The organism is Cupriavidus sp. SK-3, assembly GCF_000611145.1.
Classification (GTDB): domain Bacteria; phylum Pseudomonadota; class Gammaproteobacteria; order Burkholderiales; family Burkholderiaceae; genus Cupriavidus.
Map to the genome: position 1 here is coordinate 1 of NZ_JFJV02000214.1, position 19,762 is coordinate 19,762.

General features: G+C 62.7%; 18 protein-coding genes and 6 pseudogenes. 9 read left to right on the plus strand and 15 right to left on the minus strand.

What is annotated here, in order from left to right:
* Positions 1 to 359: 359 nt before the first annotated feature.
* The 6 genes and pseudogenes from CF70_RS21025 to CF70_RS21050 all read left to right on the plus strand — a co-directional run bounded on the left by CF70_RS21025 (position 360) and on the right by CF70_RS21050 (position 4,802).
* The gene (locus CF70_RS21025; protein WP_035869034.1) at positions 360 to 827 is read left to right on the plus strand and encodes a hypothetical protein; all 468 of its coding nucleotides are present in this window, start codon (positions 360 to 362) and stop codon (positions 825 to 827) included.
* A gap of 175 nt (positions 828 to 1,002) precedes the next feature.
* Positions 1,003 to 1,488 (plus strand): SixA phosphatase family protein, encoded by a 486-nt coding sequence (locus CF70_RS21030; RefSeq protein WP_035869037.1) that lies wholly within the window; start codon positions 1,003 to 1,005, stop codon positions 1,486 to 1,488.
* Positions 1,489 to 1,895: 407 nt separating this feature from the next.
* On the plus strand, positions 1,896 to 2,705 hold the full coding sequence (locus CF70_RS21035) for a hypothetical protein (RefSeq protein ID WP_035869039.1): 810 nt from the start codon (positions 1,896 to 1,898) through the stop codon (positions 2,703 to 2,705).
* Positions 2,705 to 3,297 (plus strand): annotated as a pseudogene (locus tag CF70_RS35125) (phage integrase family protein); the annotation flags it as partial. The gene CF70_RS21035 and the pseudogene CF70_RS35125, both read left to right, overlap by 1 nt.
* 227 nt (positions 3,298 to 3,524) lie before the next feature.
* Positions 3,525 to 4,235, plus strand: a pseudogene (locus CF70_RS21045) (ISNCY family transposase); the annotation flags it as partial.
* A gap of 51 nt (positions 4,236 to 4,286) precedes the next feature.
* Positions 4,287 to 4,802: a GrpB family protein gene (locus tag CF70_RS21050; RefSeq protein WP_035869041.1), complete on the plus strand. Its 516-nt coding sequence runs from the start codon at positions 4,287 to 4,289 to the stop codon at positions 4,800 to 4,802.
* Positions 4,803 to 4,939: 137 nt separating this feature from the next.
* Here the strand turns inward: CF70_RS21050 and CF70_RS21055 are convergent, their stop codons facing one another.
* The 12 genes and pseudogenes from CF70_RS21055 to CF70_RS38130 form a co-directional block, all read right to left on the minus strand.
* Positions 4,940 to 5,395 carry a hypothetical protein gene (locus tag CF70_RS21055; RefSeq protein WP_035869042.1) on the minus strand — a complete coding sequence of 152 codons (456 nt, stop codon included), beginning with the start codon at positions 5,393 to 5,395 and terminating at the stop codon, positions 4,940 to 4,942.
* A 109-nt stretch (positions 5,396 to 5,504) separates the two neighbouring features.
* On the minus strand, positions 5,505 to 5,942 hold the full coding sequence (locus CF70_RS21060) for a hypothetical protein (RefSeq protein ID WP_035869044.1): 438 nt from the start codon (positions 5,940 to 5,942) through the stop codon (positions 5,505 to 5,507).
* Between the two features lie 354 nt (positions 5,943 to 6,296).
* Positions 6,297 to 6,495, minus strand: a pseudogene (locus tag CF70_RS38115) (hypothetical protein); the annotation flags it as partial.
* Positions 6,496 to 6,624: 129 nt separating this feature from the next.
* Positions 6,625 to 6,993 (minus strand): calcium-binding protein, encoded by a 369-nt coding sequence (locus CF70_RS21065; RefSeq protein WP_035869175.1) that lies wholly within the window; start codon positions 6,991 to 6,993, stop codon positions 6,625 to 6,627.
* Positions 6,994 to 7,660: 667 nt separating this feature from the next.
* Positions 7,661 to 8,719, minus strand: coding sequence for a 3-keto-5-aminohexanoate cleavage protein (locus tag CF70_RS21070; RefSeq protein WP_035869046.1), 1,059 nt, complete (start codon positions 8,717 to 8,719; stop codon positions 7,661 to 7,663).
* A 66-nt stretch (positions 8,720 to 8,785) separates the two neighbouring features.
* Positions 8,786 to 9,065 (minus strand): annotated as a pseudogene (locus CF70_RS35130) (3-keto-5-aminohexanoate cleavage protein); the annotation flags it as partial.
* Between the two features lie 345 nt (positions 9,066 to 9,410).
* Positions 9,411 to 9,626 (minus strand): annotated as a pseudogene (locus CF70_RS38120) (hypothetical protein); the annotation flags it as partial.
* Positions 9,627 to 9,697: 71 nt separating this feature from the next.
* On the minus strand, positions 9,698 to 10,699 hold the full coding sequence (locus tag CF70_RS21075) for a Bug family tripartite tricarboxylate transporter substrate binding protein (RefSeq protein ID WP_051648718.1): 1,002 nt from the start codon (positions 10,697 to 10,699) through the stop codon (positions 9,698 to 9,700).
* A gap of 91 nt (positions 10,700 to 10,790) precedes the next feature.
* Entirely contained in the window at positions 10,791 to 11,957 is a 1,167-nt protein-coding gene (locus tag CF70_RS21080; RefSeq protein WP_035869048.1) for an acyl-CoA dehydrogenase family protein, read from the minus strand.
* Positions 11,958 to 11,988: 31 nt separating this feature from the next.
* Complete coding sequence (locus CF70_RS21085; protein WP_035869049.1) at positions 11,989 to 13,197, minus strand: CaiB/BaiF CoA transferase family protein; 1,209 nt, start codon at positions 13,195 to 13,197, stop codon at positions 11,989 to 11,991.
* A 9-nt stretch (positions 13,198 to 13,206) separates the two neighbouring features.
* Positions 13,207 to 13,705: enoyl-CoA hydratase/isomerase family protein (locus tag CF70_RS38125; protein ID WP_235185138.1), on the minus strand; the 499-nt coding region annotated here is incomplete at its 5' end.
* 2 nt (positions 13,706 to 13,707) lie between these two features.
* Positions 13,708 to 14,005, minus strand: a pseudogene (locus tag CF70_RS38130) (enoyl-CoA hydratase/isomerase family protein); the annotation flags it as partial.
* Positions 14,006 to 14,133: 128 nt separating this feature from the next.
* On the opposite strand from CF70_RS38130, the gene CF70_RS21095 reads away from it, so the two are divergent.
* Positions 14,134 to 15,000: an IclR family transcriptional regulator gene (locus tag CF70_RS21095; RefSeq protein WP_051648720.1), complete on the plus strand. Its 867-nt coding sequence runs from the start codon at positions 14,134 to 14,136 to the stop codon at positions 14,998 to 15,000.
* 136 nt (positions 15,001 to 15,136) lie between these two features.
* On the opposite strand, the gene CF70_RS21100 is transcribed toward CF70_RS21095, so the two are convergent.
* From CF70_RS21100 to CF70_RS21110, 3 genes are all read right to left on the minus strand, one after another.
* Positions 15,137 to 16,228, minus strand: coding sequence for a branched-chain amino acid aminotransferase (locus CF70_RS21100; protein ID WP_035869052.1), 1,092 nt, complete (start codon positions 16,226 to 16,228; stop codon positions 15,137 to 15,139).
* A gap of 210 nt (positions 16,229 to 16,438) precedes the next feature.
* Positions 16,439 to 16,672 carry a hypothetical protein gene (locus CF70_RS21105; protein ID WP_035869055.1) on the minus strand — a complete coding sequence of 78 codons (234 nt, stop codon included), beginning with the start codon at positions 16,670 to 16,672 and terminating at the stop codon, positions 16,439 to 16,441.
* Between the two features lie 223 nt (positions 16,673 to 16,895).
* Positions 16,896 to 17,753 (minus strand): LysR family transcriptional regulator, encoded by an 858-nt coding sequence (locus tag CF70_RS21110; protein WP_035869058.1) that lies wholly within the window; start codon positions 17,751 to 17,753, stop codon positions 16,896 to 16,898.
* 95 nt (positions 17,754 to 17,848) lie between these two features.
* On the opposite strand from CF70_RS21110, the gene CF70_RS21115 reads away from it, so the two are divergent.
* Both CF70_RS21115 and CF70_RS21120 read left to right on the plus strand, forming a co-directional pair.
* The gene (locus tag CF70_RS21115; RefSeq protein WP_035869060.1) at positions 17,849 to 18,229 is read left to right on the plus strand and encodes a tautomerase family protein; all 381 of its coding nucleotides are present in this window, start codon (positions 17,849 to 17,851) and stop codon (positions 18,227 to 18,229) included.
* An 88-nt stretch (positions 18,230 to 18,317) separates the two neighbouring features.
* Positions 18,318 to 19,388 (plus strand): mechanosensitive ion channel family protein, encoded by a 1,071-nt coding sequence (locus CF70_RS21120; protein ID WP_035869063.1) that lies wholly within the window; start codon positions 18,318 to 18,320, stop codon positions 19,386 to 19,388.
* Positions 19,389 to 19,762: the final 374 nt, after the last annotated feature.

The window sequence follows — 19,762 nt, forward strand, 5'->3', positions numbered from 1 at the left end:
AAACGCATGGAGTGTGCCAAGGCAGGCCAGGTCAGCGAGAATCGCCCGCAAAGGCAGGCTGGGCTTGGGATCGATTTTTTTCGGGCACGAAAAATGGCGTCAAAGCCTGGCGCGTGCGGGCCTGGATCTGGCGGGTGCAAACCAACACAACAACACCGGGTGTTTGCTATTACGCGACACGCTGGGCCCGTGCATCGGAGGCGGACCGCACGTGCGCCTTGTAAGAGGCTCATTGGCCTCTCGCAGGAAGGCCTGATCCGTAGCGTGCCAACGGATGCCACGGCAGCCAAGGCCGACCGAAGACCGGACGGAGAACGGCGCCATGGTAAAGGCCAAACATCAACCATGCCGGAGGCAGCATGCAGGAAGAGTTCGGGTACAAGGATGCGGCCGGTCGATGGGTCGCGGGGTTCGGGTCCCGTCGCGATGCCATTTCGGCGGCGGCGCAGGTGGGCATGACGCAGGTGGTTACCGCGGGCTTTAGCCCTGAGCCTCCGTCCTACTTCGCGCGGTTCGAGGCGACGAGGATTATCGAGCGGATGCTCTCTGGCATGGCCTTGGGCGAACACGAGGGCAAATTGATTGGCAGCGAGCAAGCCCAAGATGTGCTCGCCCCCATTCTCGCGGCGGCGATCGGTGATGGCTTTCCCGGCCGCGAGTCCCCAGAGTCATGGAAACTTCAACTGGATCTCATGGATCGGCTGGAAGCCGCGGTTGCCGCATGGCTGGAAGAGAATCACCTGGAGTTCGCGCCGCCTAAAGTCGTGGTGTACGGGTCGGAGCAACTCCACGTCGCCGGCACGAATCTGGATGTACCGCTTCGGTAGGCCTTTTGGGGGTAGCTTTGATTTCGGCGCGATTTACGGCGGTTCGCAAGCCCAGCAGCGATGCGATGTTGAAGACGACGGCAACCGAAAGCACGAAAGGCTAGCCCCCTGTTAGTCGCCGCGAGGGGGGCGAATAGGGCGATAATGGCGATTCAGGCCACCCCTCAGCTTGATCATGAAAACCCTGTTTCTTGTGCGGCATGCCAAATCGAGTCGCGACGATCCGTCCTTGCCCGATCGGCAGCGACAGTTAGACGATCGCGGCCGCAATGACGCGTCCAAGATGGGCAAGCGCCTGACTGATCGCGGCGTCGATCCCGATCTACTCATGTCGAGCCCGGCGCTGCGTGCGCTGACCACGGCGCAACTCATCGCCGATGAGATCGGCTACAAGCGCAAGGACATCGTCCTCGATGAGCGCCTCTACGCCAGCAGCTCGGACAACTTGCTCGCCATGATCTGCGCACTCGACGACAGGCTGGACCGCGTGATGCTCTTCGGCCACAATCCCGAGTTCACCGACCTCGCACATCGGCTATCGAGCACGATCATAGACATGCCCACATGCGCAATCGCGGAGTTTTGCTTCGACGCAAAGACGTGGGCGGATGTCGCGGAGATCGGCCCGGCGAAGGTGAGGATGGACGCACCGAAGAGATAGTTCAGACATTCGCCAATGCGCGGCGCCAGGCCCAGCTTCATCGGCGCCGCCGGCTGCCATGCCTGAGATCTCGCCACATTCGTTGTCCAATGGAGGCCCCACTGCGGCCGCTGCTGGTCGGCAGGGCACGCTGGACAGGATCACTGTATTCGAGTCGCGCGCCCCCCTCGCGTTGGCAAGCGGTTCGGGAAAGAGACACGCACGGCAATCAGACAAAAGCTGGCCGCCGGCGAGTTGCGCAATGGCATGGCTACGCGAATCGAGGCCGACGTGCAGCGCATCGCCAAAGGCCTTGTCCGCCCGGCGCGGAGAACACCGACACACCGAAGCAAGCCAGCGCGGCGCCGCTACACGGCTTGAAAAGGCGGCAGTGTGTACACTACCGTCCTACTTTTTTTGTTTGGCCCATGACGATCACTATCAACGAAGACCTCCGTGCCTATATCGATCCACTTACAGGCGACGAATACGCAGCATTGGAACGCAGCTTGCTCTCGGAAGGGTGCCGCGATGCGCTGGTGTTGTGGGGCGATCTCCTGGTTGACGGACACAACCGCTACAGCATCTGCCAGGAGCACGGAATCCCTTTCAATACGGTACAGAACCAGACGTTCCGGTCTATGGACGATGTGCACCTGTGGATGATCGACAATCACCTCGGGCGGCGCAGCGTATCGGATTTCCAACGAGGGGTACTTGCACTGAGGAAGAAGGAAATCGTATCCGCGCGTCTGGCGCAAGCGCAAGCGCAAGCGCAGCATGCAAAAACTGCCGGGACCGAAGTCGCTACGCAATCCGGGGCCGATCCAGTGTTGACTCGCGAGGCTGTTGCGCGCACAGCGCGGGTGAGCAGTGCGACGCTTGGTCAGATCGAGAAAATCCAGAAGACGGCTGCGCCCGAGTTGGTCAGCGCAGTAAAAGCGGGCGTAATTTCTATTAATGCCGCGGCTGCCGTAGCCTCCTTGCCTGGCGAGAAGCAAGTAGCGGCTGTTGCTGGAGGCAAGAAGGAACTGCGCCAGGTGGCGAGACAGGTGCGCGAGGCCCGCGTGCCACCCAAACCTGAACCGGTGCCACCACCCAGCGACGCCACACCCGATCAACTTGCAATTCATCGCCTGACGCTATTGGTTGCACAGCTCACAGAAGAGCGCGATCAGTTGAAAAAGAAGGTGCAGCACTTGACCGTTGCACTCGCAGAGGCCCGCGGTGGGCAATAGAGCGGGCGGTGAAGGGCAGGGCTGCCGAGCAGGCGATCGAACGACTACGCGGACTGCCGGCGTCCAAGACGGTCATCAGTGACGGCATCGGGCTGTGACTGGCACCGCGCGCAGTGGCTGCGCTGCGGTCTCAGGGCATGGGCATGCTGGCGGCCCTGACAGTACGCGGGCCGCGCCGACGCCGCTGGTGGGTGGCTATTCCGGGCCTGGGCGCGGCCGGGGCCCGGCGGATTGAAGCGTTCTTCGCCCGGCACCCGCAACCGACCGAGCGCGCGCGCTGATCTCGCGGGAGTGTCGCGGCATCGTCGTACCGAGGGAACAATTGCGTCTGCCGCATGAAGTCGACGGGTCGCAGGGGCAGTTTCGCGCGCCGTGCCAGACCTGCACCTCAATGCGGACAGCGACTACGCCGCCATCCACGACTGCTTGGCGCTGCACGAGTCGGCGGCGACCCGGCTCGCCTATCGCAAGGAAGCGCAAGGAAGCGGAACGCCTGATCCTTTGCGCCATCATTGAGCGGGGGCGGTCGTTGTCCTCACTCACCACGGAGGATGCGACGGTCTATCGCAGCTTCCTGCGACGACCAACGCCCCCAAGAGCGGAGGGTGCTTTCTTGCTGGAAGCCACGCCGGTTGTCAGCGTCAGGCAAGGCAAGTGGTATTGCCCGGCAGTCTCTCCTTGATTTAACATAACAAAGATTATGAGTGCAAAACATGTCACAGCCAGATGCTAATGTCGGGATCTGGCTAGATAGAAATGTCGCGGTCAGCGCCATGGGTGCGATGCTACCGGCTTTGTAGCGGGCATCGGGAGGCCGCCATGGCAAAGCCGGATCTTGTGACCATGAGCATGCGAGAACTGGATCGCCTCAAGGTGATTGACGCGGTAGCCCGGGGCGAGCTGAAGCCGTGGCGCGCTGCGGAGAAGCTGGGGTTAAGCACGCGTCAAGTCGAGCGGCTGACTAATCGATTCCGGCTCGATGGCGCGACCGGGATGCTGTCCCACAAGCGTGGCCGCACACCGGGCAACCGCGCCCTCGATGCTGGCCTGGAAGCTCGCGTCCGCAGGCTGATCCGCGACACCTACGCCGATTTCGGCCCGACCCTGGCCTGCGAGAAGCTGCGCGAGCGCCATGGCATCGACCTGGCCAAGGAGACGGTGCGCCGGATCATGATCGACGCCGGCTTCTGGGTGCCACGCAAGCTGCGCCCGCCCAAGGTCTACCAGCCCCGTAAGCGCCGCGCCTGCCTGGGCGAGCTGGTGCAGATCGATGGCAGCGACCATGCGTGGTTCGAGGAGCGGGCGCCCACCTGCACGCTACTGGTCTATGTCGACGACGCCACCAGCCGGCTGATGGCGTTGCGCTTCGTGCCAACCGAATCGGCCTTTGCCTATTTCGAGGCGACACGGGCTTACCTGGAGTGCCACGGCAAGCCGGTCGCGTTCTACCGCGACAAGGCCGGCATCTTCCGGGTCAATCAGCCGAATGGCACCGGGGGTGACGGCTACACGCAGTTTGGGCGCGCGCTGGCCAGGATCTGAACTTAACCTTGATCAGTTTTTTGGGATGAATGAAAAACAATGGCGCTTACCAGTAAAATTTCCCACTATGACAGTAGATGGCCTGCTCTTTTCGCCAGTGAGAAAGAGCGCGTAGCGAAAGGCTTTGGTGCTGAATTCGTCGATATCTATCACGTCGGGAGCACGGCTGTTCCCGGACTTGCGGCCAAGCCAGAAATCGACCTCTTGGTTGAGGTATCAGAGCATCGGGACGAGGCAGCGCGAGACAGTTTCATGTGCGTACTGGGTTACGTTCGGGGGAGTAATCTTTCATCAGGGCACCACTTCTATCGTCGCGATGTTGATGGGGTGCGAACCCACAAGGTGCATGTATGTGTCAGTGGCCACTGGCAGATTGAGCGAATGCTCCGTTTTGTCGATCTTCTTAGGAGCGATCCCGGTATTCGACAGCAGTATCAGGATTTGAAATTTCAGCTCGAATCAAGCAACCGTGGAGGCATCGGTGAGTATCTTGCGCAGAAGGCCCCCTTCATCGACGCTTTGATGGCGCCGCATCCGAGCTTAGCGAAGGAGTAAACGTCAGGATTCTGCCGCCGCCGCTCACCCTCCCCCTCACCTTCAGTCAAGCGGCAACGACAAAACAGATCGGGGTCTGTATCCAGAATCGATGACCCGAATTCTTGTGCTAGCCTCGCGCCGTCGCCGCCATAGCACTACAGGAAATCGATTTGCACCAGCGTGTGGCAGTAGTCGTAGGTGGCCGCACCATGCGTGCCATCTGTCGGCCCTCCGAAGCCAGGCGTTAGCCGTAGGTCCCTGAGTACCTGGACCGTAAGCCCGAGCGTCATGTGCGGACGCCAACCGTTCGCGGGTTTCGCAACACGAAGGATGTAATAGCCTTTACAGGCCTCGACCGAAAAGGCATCGGCTCCCGGCGGTGCGGAAACTTGATCGACCTGGACAATATCGAATTGGCCCGTACCGGTGATTTCGGTGTGCTCGACGTTCCGGAACGCTCCGAGGTCGACCGCCCGAAAGCTTTTGATCCCAAGGCCCGACACACCCAGTCCCCGCACGTCAGTTACGGAAACCTTGAGGTAAATCGCTTGCTCCATGGCGCCAGCCTGGAGGCCATGCTTGTCCAGAACCGCTTCGACGCGACTCACCATGACGCCCTCCTTTCCCTTCCAGGGCGGCCTCTAAAGGCCACTACTAGCAGATTCCCGCGACATTTCAAGGACATTGCGGATGCCGTAAACTCGTTGCTGACTTCGGCAGTCAGCCAAAGCAGCCCAGGTAGTACTGCTGGGCACGCAGCGCGTCGACACCCTTGCGGTAGCGATCGGCGCGGCTCCAGTACTCAGTCTCATTCATTGCGCGCTCAGTCGCGCGCACCCGGTAGTCGAGAATCAGGCACTGGTTCAGGAAGAGGTTCTGGGTCCGCAAGTTCCATTCCTCGTCCCGCACCCGTTGCGCCCTGACCTGCTCCGCTGTCTGCGCGCGGATACTCAGGTAGGCCTGATTTGCCTGAAGGGTTTTCGTAACGTTGGGCACCGTGAGCAGGTGGCCCTGCATGGTGCCGGTGACATTCATGTAGCCGGCCGGGCAGGACGCCGACGTGTAGAGGACTTCGCCTGCACTCCGGCATTTGGTGACGCCCTGCGCCAGGCCGCTGGCGGCCAGCAGCGCCATCATCACGGCAAGTTGTCTGGACATGGCAGTGACCTCGTCAAATCACGATGGAATCAATGTAGTCCAGATCAGCGCCGATGCCAGCCGCTTGTGCAGCGCCTTGTTTTGTAGAAGGTGGCGGCTCGTCAGTGATGCCGCCTGCCACTGGTCGCAACCGTTGCTTTGACCACCCGGCAATGCCATTTACCTTCCATTTGTTTCAAAAAGCGCACAAAACGCCAGGCGGGCTACGACTAAGGCACAAAGACAGCACCTGGCAATGCCGTGCGAGGCTCTGCTCTTGGCCCACGCCCTGGGGGGGCAATGCGCTGCTCGGTTGTCTGGAGCGGTTTGCGCGCCGGGTCATCGACAAATGAGCGGTGCGGGGTTCTGTCGCGATCAGAGCACGAGGCAGCCAGGAACCCCGGAGAATCGCGCAGTTGATGCTGCCAGGGAATAGAATTGCTGCGCTGCGGACGCTGCTCGCATTGATGCACTGCGTTTGCCCCTTGGCAACCATATGCATGATTTCGATGCTGCCCGGGAGGATGTTCGCGCAGCGAAGGGCTTTGAACCCGAGCGTCGGTCTGGTAATTCGACCCGCCGGGACGGCCAACATGCATCACCACGATTCAACGCACTGAACGCCCGAACCCGCTCGAAGATTGAAGCGCAGGACGCGCCAGTCCGAAACCTGGGCGACTTCGGGCGTTGAAGCAGAGGGGGCTCAGTTCCAAATGGGATTTTCCTTCTGCATCTGTTCCTTGGTCTTTGCTTCCCAATAAGCACCGATCTGACGCTCTGTTACGTAACCCCGCTTCCTGGCATCGATCTGGTCAAAGCGCTTGTAAACCTCCGGCATACCCGCCTTGGCTTCTTCCCGGCTTAGCTTGCCGTCATGGTTGACGTCGGCCGCCTTGAAACGCTCGGCAATAATGGCCTTGGCTTCGGCTGTGGTCGGCGGCGCATTTGGAATCTGGGTCGATTCTGTTCCTTGTTGGGCTTTCGATTCTTGCGTCTGCTGGGCGCTCGCACCCGTAAAGACGAGCGCCATCACAACTGTTAAACCAAGTGCAGGCAATTTGCGCATGATCATTTCCCTCTCCTCCAGCATTTGTGGTTTCGCATTGCCTTCTCCTGAAAAAAACCTGGGCAAATGGAAATCGCCCGCAAGCCAATGCTCACAGGGATTCTAGGCACACAAGGCCCGCTTACCAACACCTTTGTGTAACATGCGGCCGGCAATGGGAGTGCTTCAAGACCAGACCGTCAATTTCGACGCATGAAGATTGCCGGAATTGGCGTATTCAGGTCCCAGTCGACCCCGGTCATGAGCCCTGATTCGGTCTGGTTGCGCGTGAATACAAGTGAATTATTAGCCGCAATTCACTTTTGTGTTCGGTGCGTGACGCTGTCACGAAACACCCCGCCATCAATTGCACCAGCCTCAAAAACATGCCGCCGAGGCGGTACTGAGAGTATGAGCGGCGGCGGCTCGCACGCGAGTGTTTTCGCAGGTCTGCCAGCGCACCGCTGCGCGAATACGTCTTTAGGCCTCTGCCTATTGGTCATCGTATCTAGCTCTACGATTCGTTGGCCAACCTCAGGAGGGGACGTTTGCTTGCTTTTGGATCATGACGGACTCCTTTATCGAGAAATGTTAGGAGTCCGGTCGATGGGGGCTTCAACGTCAGCTTGAGTCCGTCTCTAGAAAATGCTGGGCTCCGCATACAGCATATGATGTCAATTCCCCCCCAAAGGCTTTAGGTCGGCTTGCGCAGGAATCCCTGGTTGCCACCGTTACGATTGGGCGCGAAGCCATTGGCCTGAAGCGTCTCTTCCGCCGTGTCGTAGAAGACCCCAATCTGCATGATCTCTCGTGCCTGTTTCGCTGTCGCTATGGGGCGGCCAAATTCGCCGGCGATACGCACCAATTGCTTGATCTGCTCGACGGAGGTGCTCTTCCCCGTGCGGGTCTGGTTCCAGAGTACATCCTCGATGCCGCACCGCACATGCAGGCCCAAAGCCATGCCGATCATATTCACGGGCAGCACATTTAGCACCGAACTCTCCACCGTGATCACTGCTCCGTCGGGCGCAGCACGCAGGAAGTTGGCCAGGTTGTAAATGTTCGCTTGATCCATGCCGCCGCTGATAGCCACCCAGTTCATCACCAGTGGCCCCTTGTAGACGCCGCGGCGAATCATCCGCTCAATCGTTTCAAAGCTGTTGATGTTGTAGCACTGAAACTCACTTTGGATTCCGGCGGCTGTCAGGCGTCGGATGTGCTCCTCGACCCAGCTGGGGTTCGAGGGCACGATCATGTCCTTGTAGGTTGCATAGAGGTGCGGGAATCCCCGCGAAACCCCCTTGAAGTCATCCAGACCAGCATGCTCAGTCACATTCATCTGCGTGGTGTTGACGGTCACCGTCACCTGGTCGGGCTTCGGATCGAGTTCGGCCAGCATATGCCGCGTGTCGTCGGAGAGCCATTTGGCCGCAGATCCATCGTCCTCGGGTGCAAAGCTGATCGAGCCACCCACCTGGATGACCATCTCGGGTACGGCCTTGCGCACCCCGGCGATCAGCTCATTGAACATGGACAGGCGCTTGCTGCCCTTGCCATCGGGTTCGCGCACATGCAGATGGAGCACGGTGGCACCGGCTTCATAGCAATCCACCGCCTTCTGGATCTGCTCCTCCATGGTGACAGGGATATCTTCCGGGAAGTCCGCGGGAATCCAGCCCGGCGCATACGGAGCGGCAGTAATGATCAGCGGCTGCTGGTTCTCGGGATACAGGTGGCCGTCAAGGAAGTTCATGGTGATGGATATCCAGGTTGAAATGTGAATATTGAGAATGTCGAACTAGATGAGAGAGCTTTAGAACCCCATTTGCAGCGCCCTCTTCGGCACGGCGGTGCGCAGGCGATCCAGCATTCGTTGAACATGAACACACGCCTGGAGCCCTTGCCGCCGGCTTCGCGCACCTGCATGTGCAAAACGATGGCGCCCGCGTTGTAGCAGTCCGCCGCCTTTTGCACCTGAGCGGCCATCGTCACCGGCACATCGTCCGGATCTCCGGGCAGCCATTGCGGTCCGTAGGGCGCGGCCTGAATGATCAGTGGCTGTGATCTTCAGGGCGCAAAGATTTGTCGATGAAGTGCATGCAAGTCTCCTTAGCGGTTTATGTTCAAGTGTCAGCGACAACGAGTGAATCATCTGGCCTCGCGCCACTTCCCGCTTTACTTTGGATGCCTCGAACTAAGCTTTTCATGACAACAACGCGCCCCTGTCCGTTGAGCCACCATCAAGACATCAAGACACATACGTCCGTCAACCTGGAAGACGACGTACGCGAGCAAAAAGGAAGGGAGCCACCTTTCCTCCCCGACACGCGATGTCCGACGTACTGTGCGCGCAAGCTTGTCTGCATGATGCGCATGATGCTGGTGCACGGCGTCAGGCTTCGTTTTGACACCGGTCTTGCCATTGGAGTGCAAGCCGGTCGTTTGGCGAGACACACGGATGCGATCTCATCGGGAAAAGCAACGCCGCGAGGTACGAAGAGACGACGCTGTTTGAGTTCTCGCAGTCTGGGACGCGGGTCGAACCCAAGTAGGCTGATCGGTATAGCCATGAGTGTCGACCGTGGCCTCGATTCGTTCCTGCCGCACGACAGCCTCGATCCCCCGCCGGCCAGCCTTTCGTTGAGCGCAAACGGCCGGGAAATTCTCCGGCCTCGGCCCTGGCCCCGCGCATAGGGCATCGGCGCGAGTTGCTCGCGCGCGTGTTCCAGTTTTACAGCAGCTCGATCTTCGCGATTGCCGCCAGCCGCTTCCAGCGCGCTATCTCGTCCTTCTGGTAGTCGCGCAGTTCTGCCGGCGTGGACAGTATCAGCGAGGTGGACTGGCGCTGGTAATACTCTTTGACATCGTCGGCAGCACCGGCCTTGGCGAACAGTTCGCCAAGGCGTTGTGCGATGGGTGCAGGGGTCTTGGCGGACACCGCCGCCGCCACCCAGTTATAGGCCAGGAAATCCGGCACGCCGGCTTCGGGCGCGCTCGGCACCCCAGGCAGCAACGGTGAGCGTTGGGGCGCGGTGTAGGCCAGTGCGCGCACCTTGCCGCCCTTGACCAGTTCGATCGCACCGCTGGCGTCCACCACGGCGAAGTCCACGTTGGCGGCCATCACGCCGTTGATCGCGTCGCCCGCGCCCTTGTAGGGGACGCCCGTGGTCTTCATGCGGCTTTGCTCATTCAACCATTCGCTGTACAGCGTGTATGACACCGAGCCAGTACCGTAGTTAAGTGCACCGGGGCGCTTGCGCGCATCTTCCACCAGCGCGTTGAGCGTGTGGTAAGGAGAACTGGCGGGCACGATGATCAGGCATGGCCCCCGCGACAGCAGCGTGATGGGCCGGAAATCGGTCAGCGGATCGTAAGGCAGCTTGCGGAAGGTAGCGGCGTTGGTGGATAGCGTGGAGTTGCTGCCGATAAACACCGTGTATCCGTCCGCCGGCGCGCTGAGCACCGTCTGCACACCAATAAAACCGTTGCCGCCCGGCTTGTTCTCCACCACGACGCCCTGCCCCGTCAGCTCGCCGATCTTCTTGGCGAACATGCGGGCGGTCATGTCGGTACCGCTGCCGGACGGGAACGGCACGATAAAGCGGATCGGCCGGCTGGGAAATGCCTGCGGCTGCGCCAACGCGGCGAACGGTACGCCCGCCAGGCTCGCTGCGACGGCGGTGCCGGTCAGGATAGCGAAGCTGCGCCGGGAACAGTTCACGGTTCGGGTCATATTGTCTCCTTGGTTTTCCGCCCGGCAGTGGGTTCCGCCAGTGCGGGTGCGTCAGTGGTTCGGTGATGCCGTGAGTGGTCTTTGCGACGGGCTACCGCTTGAGGCCGAGCAGATCTCGCGCGATGACCCATCGGTGTACTTCGGACGGCCCTTCGTAGATGCGCATCAGCCGCGTCTCATTGGCCATCTGCTGCAGCGGCATTTCCTTGGTCATGCCCATCGCCCCGAAGGCCTGCATGGCGTGGTCGATCACGTCCCAGGCCATCTCCGTGGCGAACACCTTGATCATGGAGACCTGGGTGCGCGCTTCCTCGCCGGCGTCGATGCGCGCCGCGGCCTCATAGGTCATCAGGCGGCAGGCGTGGATGCGGGTAGCGGCATCGGCCACCCACCACTGGATGGCCTGCCGGTCCGCCAGCACGGCGCCGAAGGTGCGGCGCTGCGGCGCGTACTCGCACAGCATGTCGAGCGCACGCTGGGCGCGGCCGATGCACCAGGCCGCCATCTGCACGCGCCGGCTGGACAGCCGCGCCTGCATCGGCGCAAAGCCCTGTCCTTCTGCACCGAGAAGCTGCGTGTGCGCAACACGGCAGTCCTCGAGCACCACCTCGTAGGTGGAGGCGCCGCCGATCATGGGGATGCGCCGTTCCACCTTGAAGCCGGGCGTGCCGCGGTCTACCAGGAACGCGGAGATGCCCCCGCGCGCGCCGCGCGCCTTGTCGGTCACCGCCATCACGATGGTCCAGTCGGCGCGAGCGGCCCGGCTGATCCAGATCTTGCGGCCGTTGAGCACCCAGTCGTCGCCGTCGCGTTCGGCGCGGGTGGTCATCATGGCCGGGTCGCCGCCGGCACCTGGCTCGGAAATGGCAATCGCCGAGACGGTTTCGCCGCGCGCGTACGGTTCCAGGTAGCGCGCACGCTGGGCGGCGTCGGCAGTCTTGAGCAGCATGCGCAGATTCGGCGAATCGGGCGGCAGGTCGTAAGGCGTGATGGTCTTTCCCAGCTCCTCGTTGACGCCGACCATGGCCACCACCGGCAGGTCGGCGCCGCCCATCTCAGCCGGCGCGTCCAGGCCCCACAGGCCCAGTTCGTGCGACAGTCCGTCCAGCTTGTCCTGCTCCTGCGGCAGCAGCGTGAGCTGGCCGCCCTCTGCCTCGCGGGCCAGTACGCCCGCTTCGAGCGGGATCAACTGCTCGCGCACAAAGCGGGCCACCAGATCCTTGAGCATCTGGTGCTCTTCTTCCAGTGCGAAGTTCATGCAATGTCTCCTTAATGGTTCGCGTGCCGCGTCAGCCGGCATTCAGGTCGCCCGTTACCTGGGCTATGTCTTCAGGGGCTAGCCCGGCTTCGCGCAATACCTCATCGGTGTGCTCTCCTAGCGTGGGCGCGTGGCGGCGCAGCGACAGCGGCGTGGCGGAGAAGCGCGCCGTGGGCCGCATCTCGCGTAACGGGCCCTCGGTGGGATGCTCCGTCTGCTGGAACAGCCCGACCGCTTCCAGGTGCGGATGCGCCAGCAATTCGTCCGGCGTGTAGATCGGGGTGGCTGGGATATCCAGCGTTTCGAAAAGCGTCATCCACTCTGCCGTCGTGCGGGCCGGCGTGATTTCCGCGAGATGCTGGTACAGCGCGCGGATATGGGCGTTGCGCTGCGCGCGGCTGGCTATGTTGTATTTATCGGCCAAGTCGTCGCGGCCCACTGCGTGGAAAAAGGCCTTCCAGTGGCGGTCCGTGTACGGCAGCACGCAAATCCATCCGTCGGCAGTCTGCGCCGGCCGCCTTCCGCCTCCCAGCAGGCGCGCATAGCCGGCTTCGCCGGTGGCGGGCTCGAAAGTCAACCCCGCCAGGTGCTCGGCCATCACGAAGCTGGCCATGGTTTCCAGCATCGGTACCTCCACCGCTTGCCCGCTACCGTGGCGCTCGCGGTGCAGCAGCGCGGCCATCACCGCGTTGGCCAGCGCCATCCCGGTGGTCTTGTCGGCAATCAGGCTGGGCACGTACTCGGGCCGGTTGCCAGCGGCGGAGCCCAGCGACACCAGCCCGCAAGCGGCCTGGATGATGTCGTCGAAGGCCGGTTTGTTGCGGTGCGGGCCGTCCTGGCCGAAGCCCGTGGCCACGCAATAGACGATGCGCGGGTTCAACGCCGCCACTGCGGCATAGCCGAAGCCCAGCCGCTCGATGGCAGCCACGCGCATATTGTGGATCAGCACGTCGGCGCCGGCGATCAGGCGGCGCAGCGCGGCCGCACCCGCGGGCGTCTTCAGGTCCAGCACCACCGAGCGCTTGTTGCGGTTGAGCGCCAGGTAGATTGAACTCATGCCGGCGTTGCGCGATACGCCATTGGCGCGCATGAGGTCACCTTCCGGTCCTTCGATCTTGATGACGTCCGCGCCCAGGTCGGCCAGAGATTGCGTGGCCAGCGGGCCCAGCACCACCGACGTCAGGTCGAGTATGCGAATATCCTCGAGCGGACCGGCGCAGACGGAATTCTGCTGTTGCATACGGACCCCTCAGCGGCGCTGGAAGACTGGCGCGCGGCGCTCGGCCATTGCCGCCACGCCTTCGCGGAAATCCGCGGTGGCGAACTGCACACGCTGGATGGCAAGCTCACGCTGGTTAGCCTCCACAATGCGGTCGGCCAGGCCCAGGCGCAGCGTCTCGCGCGTGCTTTCCACGGCCAGTGGCGCCGAGGCCGCTATGTCGTGCGCGAGCGCCAGCGCGCGGGTACGCACCTCGGCCTGCGCCACGAGTTCGTCGACCAGACCGATGCGCATTGCTTCTTCGCCGTCGACACGCCTGCCCGTGTACAACAGCAGTGCAGCCTGCTGCTCGCCGACCAGGCGCGGTAGCGTCACGCTCATGCCAAAGCCGGGATGGAAGCCGAGCCGGTTGAAGTTGGCGCTGAAGCGTGCTTCGCGGCATGTGACGCGGAAATCCGCCACCAGCGCCAGGCCCAGCCCCGCTCCGATCGCCGCACCCTCCACCGCCGCCACAATGGGCTTGCGGTTANNCCACAATGGGCTTGCGGTTACGGTACAGCTTCATGGCCTGTGCGTAGAAGGCCGATGGATCGCGCGAGACGCTGCCCTGGTCCGCGCCGCTGAAATCGGCCCCGGCACAGAAGGCGCCCACGCCGGATGACAGCACCACGGCGCGGCAGCTGTCGTCCTCGTCGAGTTGGAGCAGCGCATCGGCCAGCTGGCGCATGACATCGGCGTCGACGAAGTTATGGGGCGGGCGGGAGATCTCGATCTGCGCAACATGCTGGTCGCGTGTCAGGACGATTTCGGGGGTGGATGCCAAGGTCATGGCGAAGGGCTCCGGAAAGTGAGAAGGCACCCAGTATTCGCCGATGCGCGTTGCCGCGCTACACTACTATTTCGAATAGTGAAATTAAATTGCGGCACGCCGAAGCTGGCGGGGCTGCCGACAACCACATGCCCGATTCTCTCTCCCAGCCGGATGCCCGGGCCAAATCGCCTTCGACCCGTGCGCTCACCCACAGTACTGGCCGCTTCACGCGCCAGACCGAAGGCAGCCAGTCGCTCGAACGTGGCCTGATGTTGCTGCGCGCGTTCCGCGTCGGCTCTTCCAGCCTGACCAATGCGGAGCTGGCTGCGCGCACCGGACTGCCGCGCCCCACCGTCAGCCGCCTCACACACTCGCTGGTGGACAGCGGCTTCCTGCGCTATGACTCCACCGAGCGCGCGTACCGGCTGGCGGCCGTGGTGGTAAGCCTGGCAGACGCCTTCCACCACGCCACCGCGGTGCCCGATATCGCGCTGCCGCTGATGCGCAAGATCGCCGAGACGGAAAAGGTCAATGTCGGCCTGGCCGTGCCCGACCAGACCACCATGGTCTACCTGGCCGCGGTGCGCCACAGCCGCGACAGCGTATCGCGCACCCGGCGCGTGGCGCCCGGCACGCGGGTTCCAATGGAACTGACCTCGATCGGCATGGCGTGGCTGGCCGCGGCGCCGGCCGGCGTGCGCGACCATTGCCTCGCACGGATCGCGGAAAAGGCCGGCGACGAATGGCCGGCCCTGCACAAGGAACTGTCGCGCGGCATTGCCCAGGCCCAGGCGCAAGGCTATTGCACCGCCAACTACCAGCCGGGTCACCTGACCGCCGTGGGCGCGGCGTTCCGCGGGCCGGACCACCAATGGTACGGACTCAATATCAGCTTCCCGCACAAGCCCAGCGAAAAGCCGCGCGATGTGGCGCGCTATGCGCCGCTGCTGCTCGGTCTGATCGAGAAGATCAGCGTGTCATGCGGGGTGGAGGACGGCGCGGAGTCAGCATGACGGCCGGCGGCTAGCGCGGGGCCGGCATGGCGCAGCGAGGTGCGAATCCGAACTGCGCGATGGTTTCCGGTTTGGCCTGCAGTTTGCCAAGCGGCAGATCGGACGATCCCGAACATAGGCGTCCCGCAAGGCACCCTTACAAACCGACGTGATGGACCCACCCGGCAGGGCCAGCGGCCTGGTTGCGCTGAATCTCCACCAGCCGCTCCCTTAGCACCTTGACGGTGTTGCCGGCCGTGCCGTTCCCGATCGCAAAGCGTGTCCGCGAAGACCGCACTTCGCCGATGGCCACCAGCGTCGCCGCCGTTCCGCAAACAAAGGCCTCGGCCAGGCGTCCGCTTTGGGCATCCGCCTCCCACTCGGGGAATGAATACCGGCGCTCTTCCACTGTCATGCCCATCTCCCTGGCCAGTTCGATCACCGAAGCCCGGGTGATGCCTGGAAGAATCGAGCCGCTAAGGGGCGGCGTGACCAGGGTGCCGTCGTCCATCACGAAGAAGATGTTCATGCCACCGAGTTCCTCCACCCAGCGGTGCTCGGCGGCATCCAGGAAGACCACCTGGTCGCATCCGTTCGCAGTGGCCTCGTTCTGCGCGACCAGGCTGCCGGCATAGTTACCGCCGCACTTTGCCTCGCCGGTGCCGCCGGGCGCGGCGCGCGTGTAGTTCTCGGAGACCCAGACGGAGACGGCCTTGTCGCCGCCCTTGAAGTACGGGCCCACAGGGCAGGCGATCACGCAGAATATGAACTCGGAGGCGGGCTTGATGCCGAGGAACACCTCGTTCGCAAACATGAAGGGACGCAGGTAGAGGCTGCCCGACCCGTGCGGCACCCAGTTCTGGTCAACCCGCACCAACTGCTCGATCGCTTCCAGGAAGAGGGATTCGGGCAACGCCGGCATGGCCATGCGCTTGGCCGACGCCTGGAAGCGGCGCGCATTCTCGAGCGGGCGGAACAGCGTAACTGCGCCATCCGCGCCGCGATAGGCCTTCATGCCCTCGAAGATCTCCTGGCCATAGTGGAGCACCGAGCACGCCGGATCGATCGAGAACGGCTTGCGTGCGGTGACCTTGGCGTCCTGCCAACCCTGTCCTTCACGCCAGGTGATCGTCACCATATGGTCGGTAAAGACGCGGCCGAACGCGGGGTCGCGCATCAGTGCATCCCGGGTGGCCGCGTCGAGCGCGTTCGGGTTGGGTTCGAGGCTGAAAGTGGTTTGTTGCGTCATGAGCGCGAGTCTTCCTTCGCTGGCGTTGGGGATTGGCGGCAGGATGAACACTCCTGTCTGCCGCCGGCATGGCACGCGGCTTTGCGTGAAATCCGGGGCATCAATGATCGCATGCTGGCGCCCAGCTTGTCTTCAATGTCATTGCAAGCCCCGCCGCGGCGCGTGACCACCGGCTGATCCTGCCCCGGTGCGAACAACGTCCTCCCTGTCTCACTGGTGGACACGGCCCTTACGCTGCTCCGGGCTTGAACTTGGTTTTCGTCGCCGGCGCCCGGGCGATATCAAGCGGCGCGTCGCGGTGGCCTCCGCTTGTGCGCGCTCGGCTTGCAGCCGCGCGCGTGCCTCGGCGCCAGCCACCGCGGTGTACTGCACCTGCGCCACGGCCACCTGCGCCACGGCCACCTGCGCCACGGCCACCTGCTCGCGGGTGCGCTCCAGTTCCATCGAGAATTGGGTATGCAGCTCTCCGAGTTGTCGCTCCAGCGCCTCGATCTGGCGCTGCCCCGCCTCCTGACGTGCCTGCGCGGCCGCTAGGGCCCGGCGCGCGGCGTCCAGCCCCGGCGGCCGCTGTCAGCCAGTTTGAGGCGCTCGATACAGCCGCCCAGATCGTTGACAATCGGCAAGCTAGTACCACTGGCAGCCATTCTTGTGTGTGACCGACTAGTTGCTAGCCTCGCACCGCGCTCCTGAAGGCGGCTGAAAGCGCGGCAAGCGCATCGCGCGGCCGGCCGTCGTTGACCCGTGAGTGAAGCAGAACTGGCAAGCGTGGTAATTCAGGAAGCCCGAGCTTGGGGCCTACGTCAACTGCGCCCAATGGCAGCATGCGAGGAGCCAATGCCGCTACGCCGAGCCCGGCCACGACGGCTGCGGCGACTGCTGCAACGCCGCCGCCGACGAAAACTTCTGTCCAACGCACTCCTGCCGCATCGAGGAGCTGGCCGGCCATCGCACGCACGCCGCAAGGCTCCGCAAGTGTGGCAAGCGGCAGGGGCTCGCCGGCGCGATGCTCCCAGCCTGGCGCTGCGAACCAGCCGAACTTCTCGTGGGTAAGAATTTCGCCGTCGCTTCGACCGACATGTAAACGGACGATCACCGCGTCGAGTTCCCGCCGGTCGAAGCTTTGGAGCAGGTCGCCCGACGAGCCGATCCGGATCTCGATCAACAGTTGCGGGTTTTGCGCGTTCATGCGCGCGATCAGCGCAGGGAGCTCCGGGCCGGCAACATGGTCACTGATACCGATGACGAGACGCTGCCGCACCCCGGCAAATCCGGCGAGCGCGCGATCGTGTACCTCCAGGAGTTCGCGGGCGTGTTCGAGGAAGGCTACGCCCTGCGCCGAAAGCTCCACGTACCTGGGGGTCCGCTCGACAAGCCGGCAACCGAGCCGCTCTTCGAGCCGTTGCAGCTTCAAGCTGACAGCGGCCTGCGTCGTCCGCATGGCTTCAGCCGCGCGCGTGAAGCTGCCAAGGTCCGCGATGCGGATGAAAGCCTGGACGGCATCCAGGTCGAGAGGGCGCCTTGTCATTTCAAGTTGTTATCACTGATATTCGACCATCATAACTTGTCAATATAACAGACGGCTCTTAATGTTTAGTCAGGCCACAATGGAAAGGAACCAAAATGCCACTCGTTCACGTCTCACTGCGCACTGGAAAGCCGGAAGCCTACCGCCAGGCGATCTTCGACAACCTTTATCGTGCGATGCACGAAACGTTCAACGTACCCGAGGACGACCAGTTCATGACCATCACGGAGCACGACGCTGCGAACTTCCGCTACGGCGCGTCTTATCTTGGCATCGCCCGAAGCGACGATCTCGTGTTCATCCAGATCACTGCGAACAATACCCGCACCGTGGAACAGAAGAAGGTGCTATTCCGTAGGATCGCGGAGTTGCTCGGCGAAAGCCCCGGCATCCGGCCGGAGGACGTGTTTGTGAGCCTTGTCGAAGTCGCAAAAGAGAATTGGTCCCTCGGCAACGGCCTCGCGCAATACGCTTGAATCGGTTCTGTTGAACGCGTCCGCAATTTGCGGGCTGTTTCGCGAGGACGTGCATACTCGCGTGAACCGCAATGACAAGGGACGACCGATGAACCTTGCAATCCTCCTCGCCCACCCCTGGTTCGGCACCTGGACGGCAGCCGTTGTCGCTGTCCTCGTCGCGTTGCTAGCGCATCGTCTCGGTGGCGTGCTGCTGTTGCGTATTACCCGCTCTGCCCCAGTGCTGAATGCCATCGTGAGGAAAGCTCGGGCCCCATCGAAGGCAGTCTTGCCACTGCTGGCGCTGCAGGCAGTCTGGCAAGCCGCGCCAGGCGATTTGCGCTGGATTGACAGCGTGAGGCATTTCAACGGTGTGTTGATGATTGCCGCAACCACCTGGCTTGTGGCGCGCATCATCGCCGGTTTTGCGCAAGGCGTACTGGACCAACACCCAGTGGACGTAGAGGACAATATGGGTGCGCGGCGCATCCACACGCAAACGCGTGTTCTCTCCCGCATTGCGATGACGCTTGTCGTGGTGATGGGTGCGGCTATGCTGCTCATGACCTTTCCAGGCGCTCGGCAAGTCGGCGCCAGTCTACTGGCCTCGGCAGGCGTGGTCGGTCTGATTGCGGGCTTTGCGGCCAAGCCCGTGTTCAGCAACATGATTGCCGGGCTGCAACTCGCCCTGACTCAGCCCATCCGGCTCGATGACGTACTCATCGTCGAAGGCGAGTGGGGCCGGGTGGAGGAGATCACCGGCACGTACGTCGTGCTCCGGATATGGGACGAGCGCCGTCTCATCATCCCGCTGCAGTATTTCATCGAGAAACCGTTTCAGAACTGGACTCGCAGCAATGCCCAGCTTACGGGATCCGTGTTCTTCCACGTGGACTACGGCATGCCACTGGCACCGCTACGCAAGGAGTTGGAGCGCATCGTGCGCGCAGCGCCCGAGTGGGACCAGCGGTTCTTCAATCTGGTGGTCACAGACGCCACGGAGCGGACGATGCAGATTCGCGTACTGTGCACGGCGGCGTCATCTGGCCTGGCGTGGGATTTGCGCTGCCTGGTACGCGAAGGGCTGATCGACTTCATGCAGCGCGAATTCCCGCAATGCCTGCCGCGGCTGCGAATCGAGGACAACGACGATGCACCGCAGCGAACCACTCCTGCGTAAGTCTCCCGAGCGCGACTGTCGCGCATTTGGAGCCGGAAGCCGGCGTCCAACGCTGCCGTGGTCAGCCGTTGCCGCTATCGTTCGCGACGCAACGGGATTCGCATTGACGTAGCTCTCCCCCATCGGTTCCTCGGCTTGGCCGAAGATCCGTCCGACGCAATACGAGCACAAAGATCCGTATTGGGTTGACACCCGCCGTCTGAGTGACCATCCGAACAATCTCGCCTGACCATCGGCGAGGACTCCCTGCCCCGCCATCGGCTGTTTCACGTGAGGCCGCGTCCGGCACGTTGGCAGGATGTCTGAAATTGCTGCGTGAGGAGAAGGTCTGACGTGATCCGAGGGGGGAGCTGGATCAGCGACCGCCTGCGCGC

Bases quoted from the DNA above. Each gene is read 5' to 3' on its own strand.
- CF70_RS21065 (WP_035869175.1), bottom strand. From the start codon at position 6,993: ATGATCATGCGCAAATTGCCTGCACTTGGTTTAACAGTTGTGATGGCG.
- CF70_RS21080 (WP_035869048.1), bottom strand. From the start codon at position 11,957: ATGAACTTCGCACTGGAAGAAGAGCACCAGATGCTCAAGGATCTGGTG.
- CF70_RS21070 (WP_035869046.1), bottom strand. From the start codon at position 8,719: ATGAACTTCCTTGACGGCCACCTGTATCCCGAGAACCAGCAGCCGCTG.
- CF70_RS21030 (WP_035869037.1), top strand. From the start codon at position 1,003: ATGAAAACCCTGTTTCTTGTGCGGCATGCCAAATCGAGTCGCGACGAT.
- CF70_RS21060 (WP_035869044.1), bottom strand. From the start codon at position 5,942: ATGTCCAGACAACTTGCCGTGATGATGGCGCTGCTGGCCGCCAGCGGC.
- CF70_RS21075 (WP_051648718.1), bottom strand. From the start codon at position 10,699: ATGACCCGAACCGTGAACTGTTCCCGGCGCAGCTTCGCTATCCTGACC.
- CF70_RS21120 (WP_035869063.1), top strand. From the start codon at position 18,318: ATGAACCTTGCAATCCTCCTCGCCCACCCCTGGTTCGGCACCTGGACG.
- CF70_RS21050 (WP_035869041.1), top strand. From the start codon at position 4,287: ATGGCGCTTACCAGTAAAATTTCCCACTATGACAGTAGATGGCCTGCT.
- CF70_RS21110 (WP_035869058.1), bottom strand. From the start codon at position 17,753: ATGACAAGGCGCCCTCTCGACCTGGATGCCGTCCAGGCTTTCATCCGC.
- CF70_RS21100 (WP_035869052.1), bottom strand. From the start codon at position 16,228: ATGACGCAACAAACCACTTTCAGCCTCGAACCCAACCCGAACGCGCTC.
- CF70_RS21085 (WP_035869049.1), bottom strand. From the start codon at position 13,197: ATGCAACAGCAGAATTCCGTCTGCGCCGGTCCGCTCGAGGATATTCGC.
- CF70_RS21095 (WP_051648720.1), top strand. From the start codon at position 14,134: ATGCCCGATTCTCTCTCCCAGCCGGATGCCCGGGCCAAATCGCCTTCG.
- CF70_RS21035 (WP_035869039.1), top strand. From the start codon at position 1,896: ATGACGATCACTATCAACGAAGACCTCCGTGCCTATATCGATCCACTT.
- CF70_RS21025 (WP_035869034.1), top strand. From the start codon at position 360: ATGCAGGAAGAGTTCGGGTACAAGGATGCGGCCGGTCGATGGGTCGCG.
- CF70_RS21105 (WP_035869055.1), bottom strand. From the start codon at position 16,672: ATGGAACTGGAGCGCACCCGCGAGCAGGTGGCCGTGGCGCAGGTGGCC.
- CF70_RS21115 (WP_035869060.1), top strand. From the start codon at position 17,849: ATGCCACTCGTTCACGTCTCACTGCGCACTGGAAAGCCGGAAGCCTAC.
- CF70_RS21055 (WP_035869042.1), bottom strand. From the start codon at position 5,395: ATGGTGAGTCGCGTCGAAGCGGTTCTGGACAAGCATGGCCTCCAGGCT.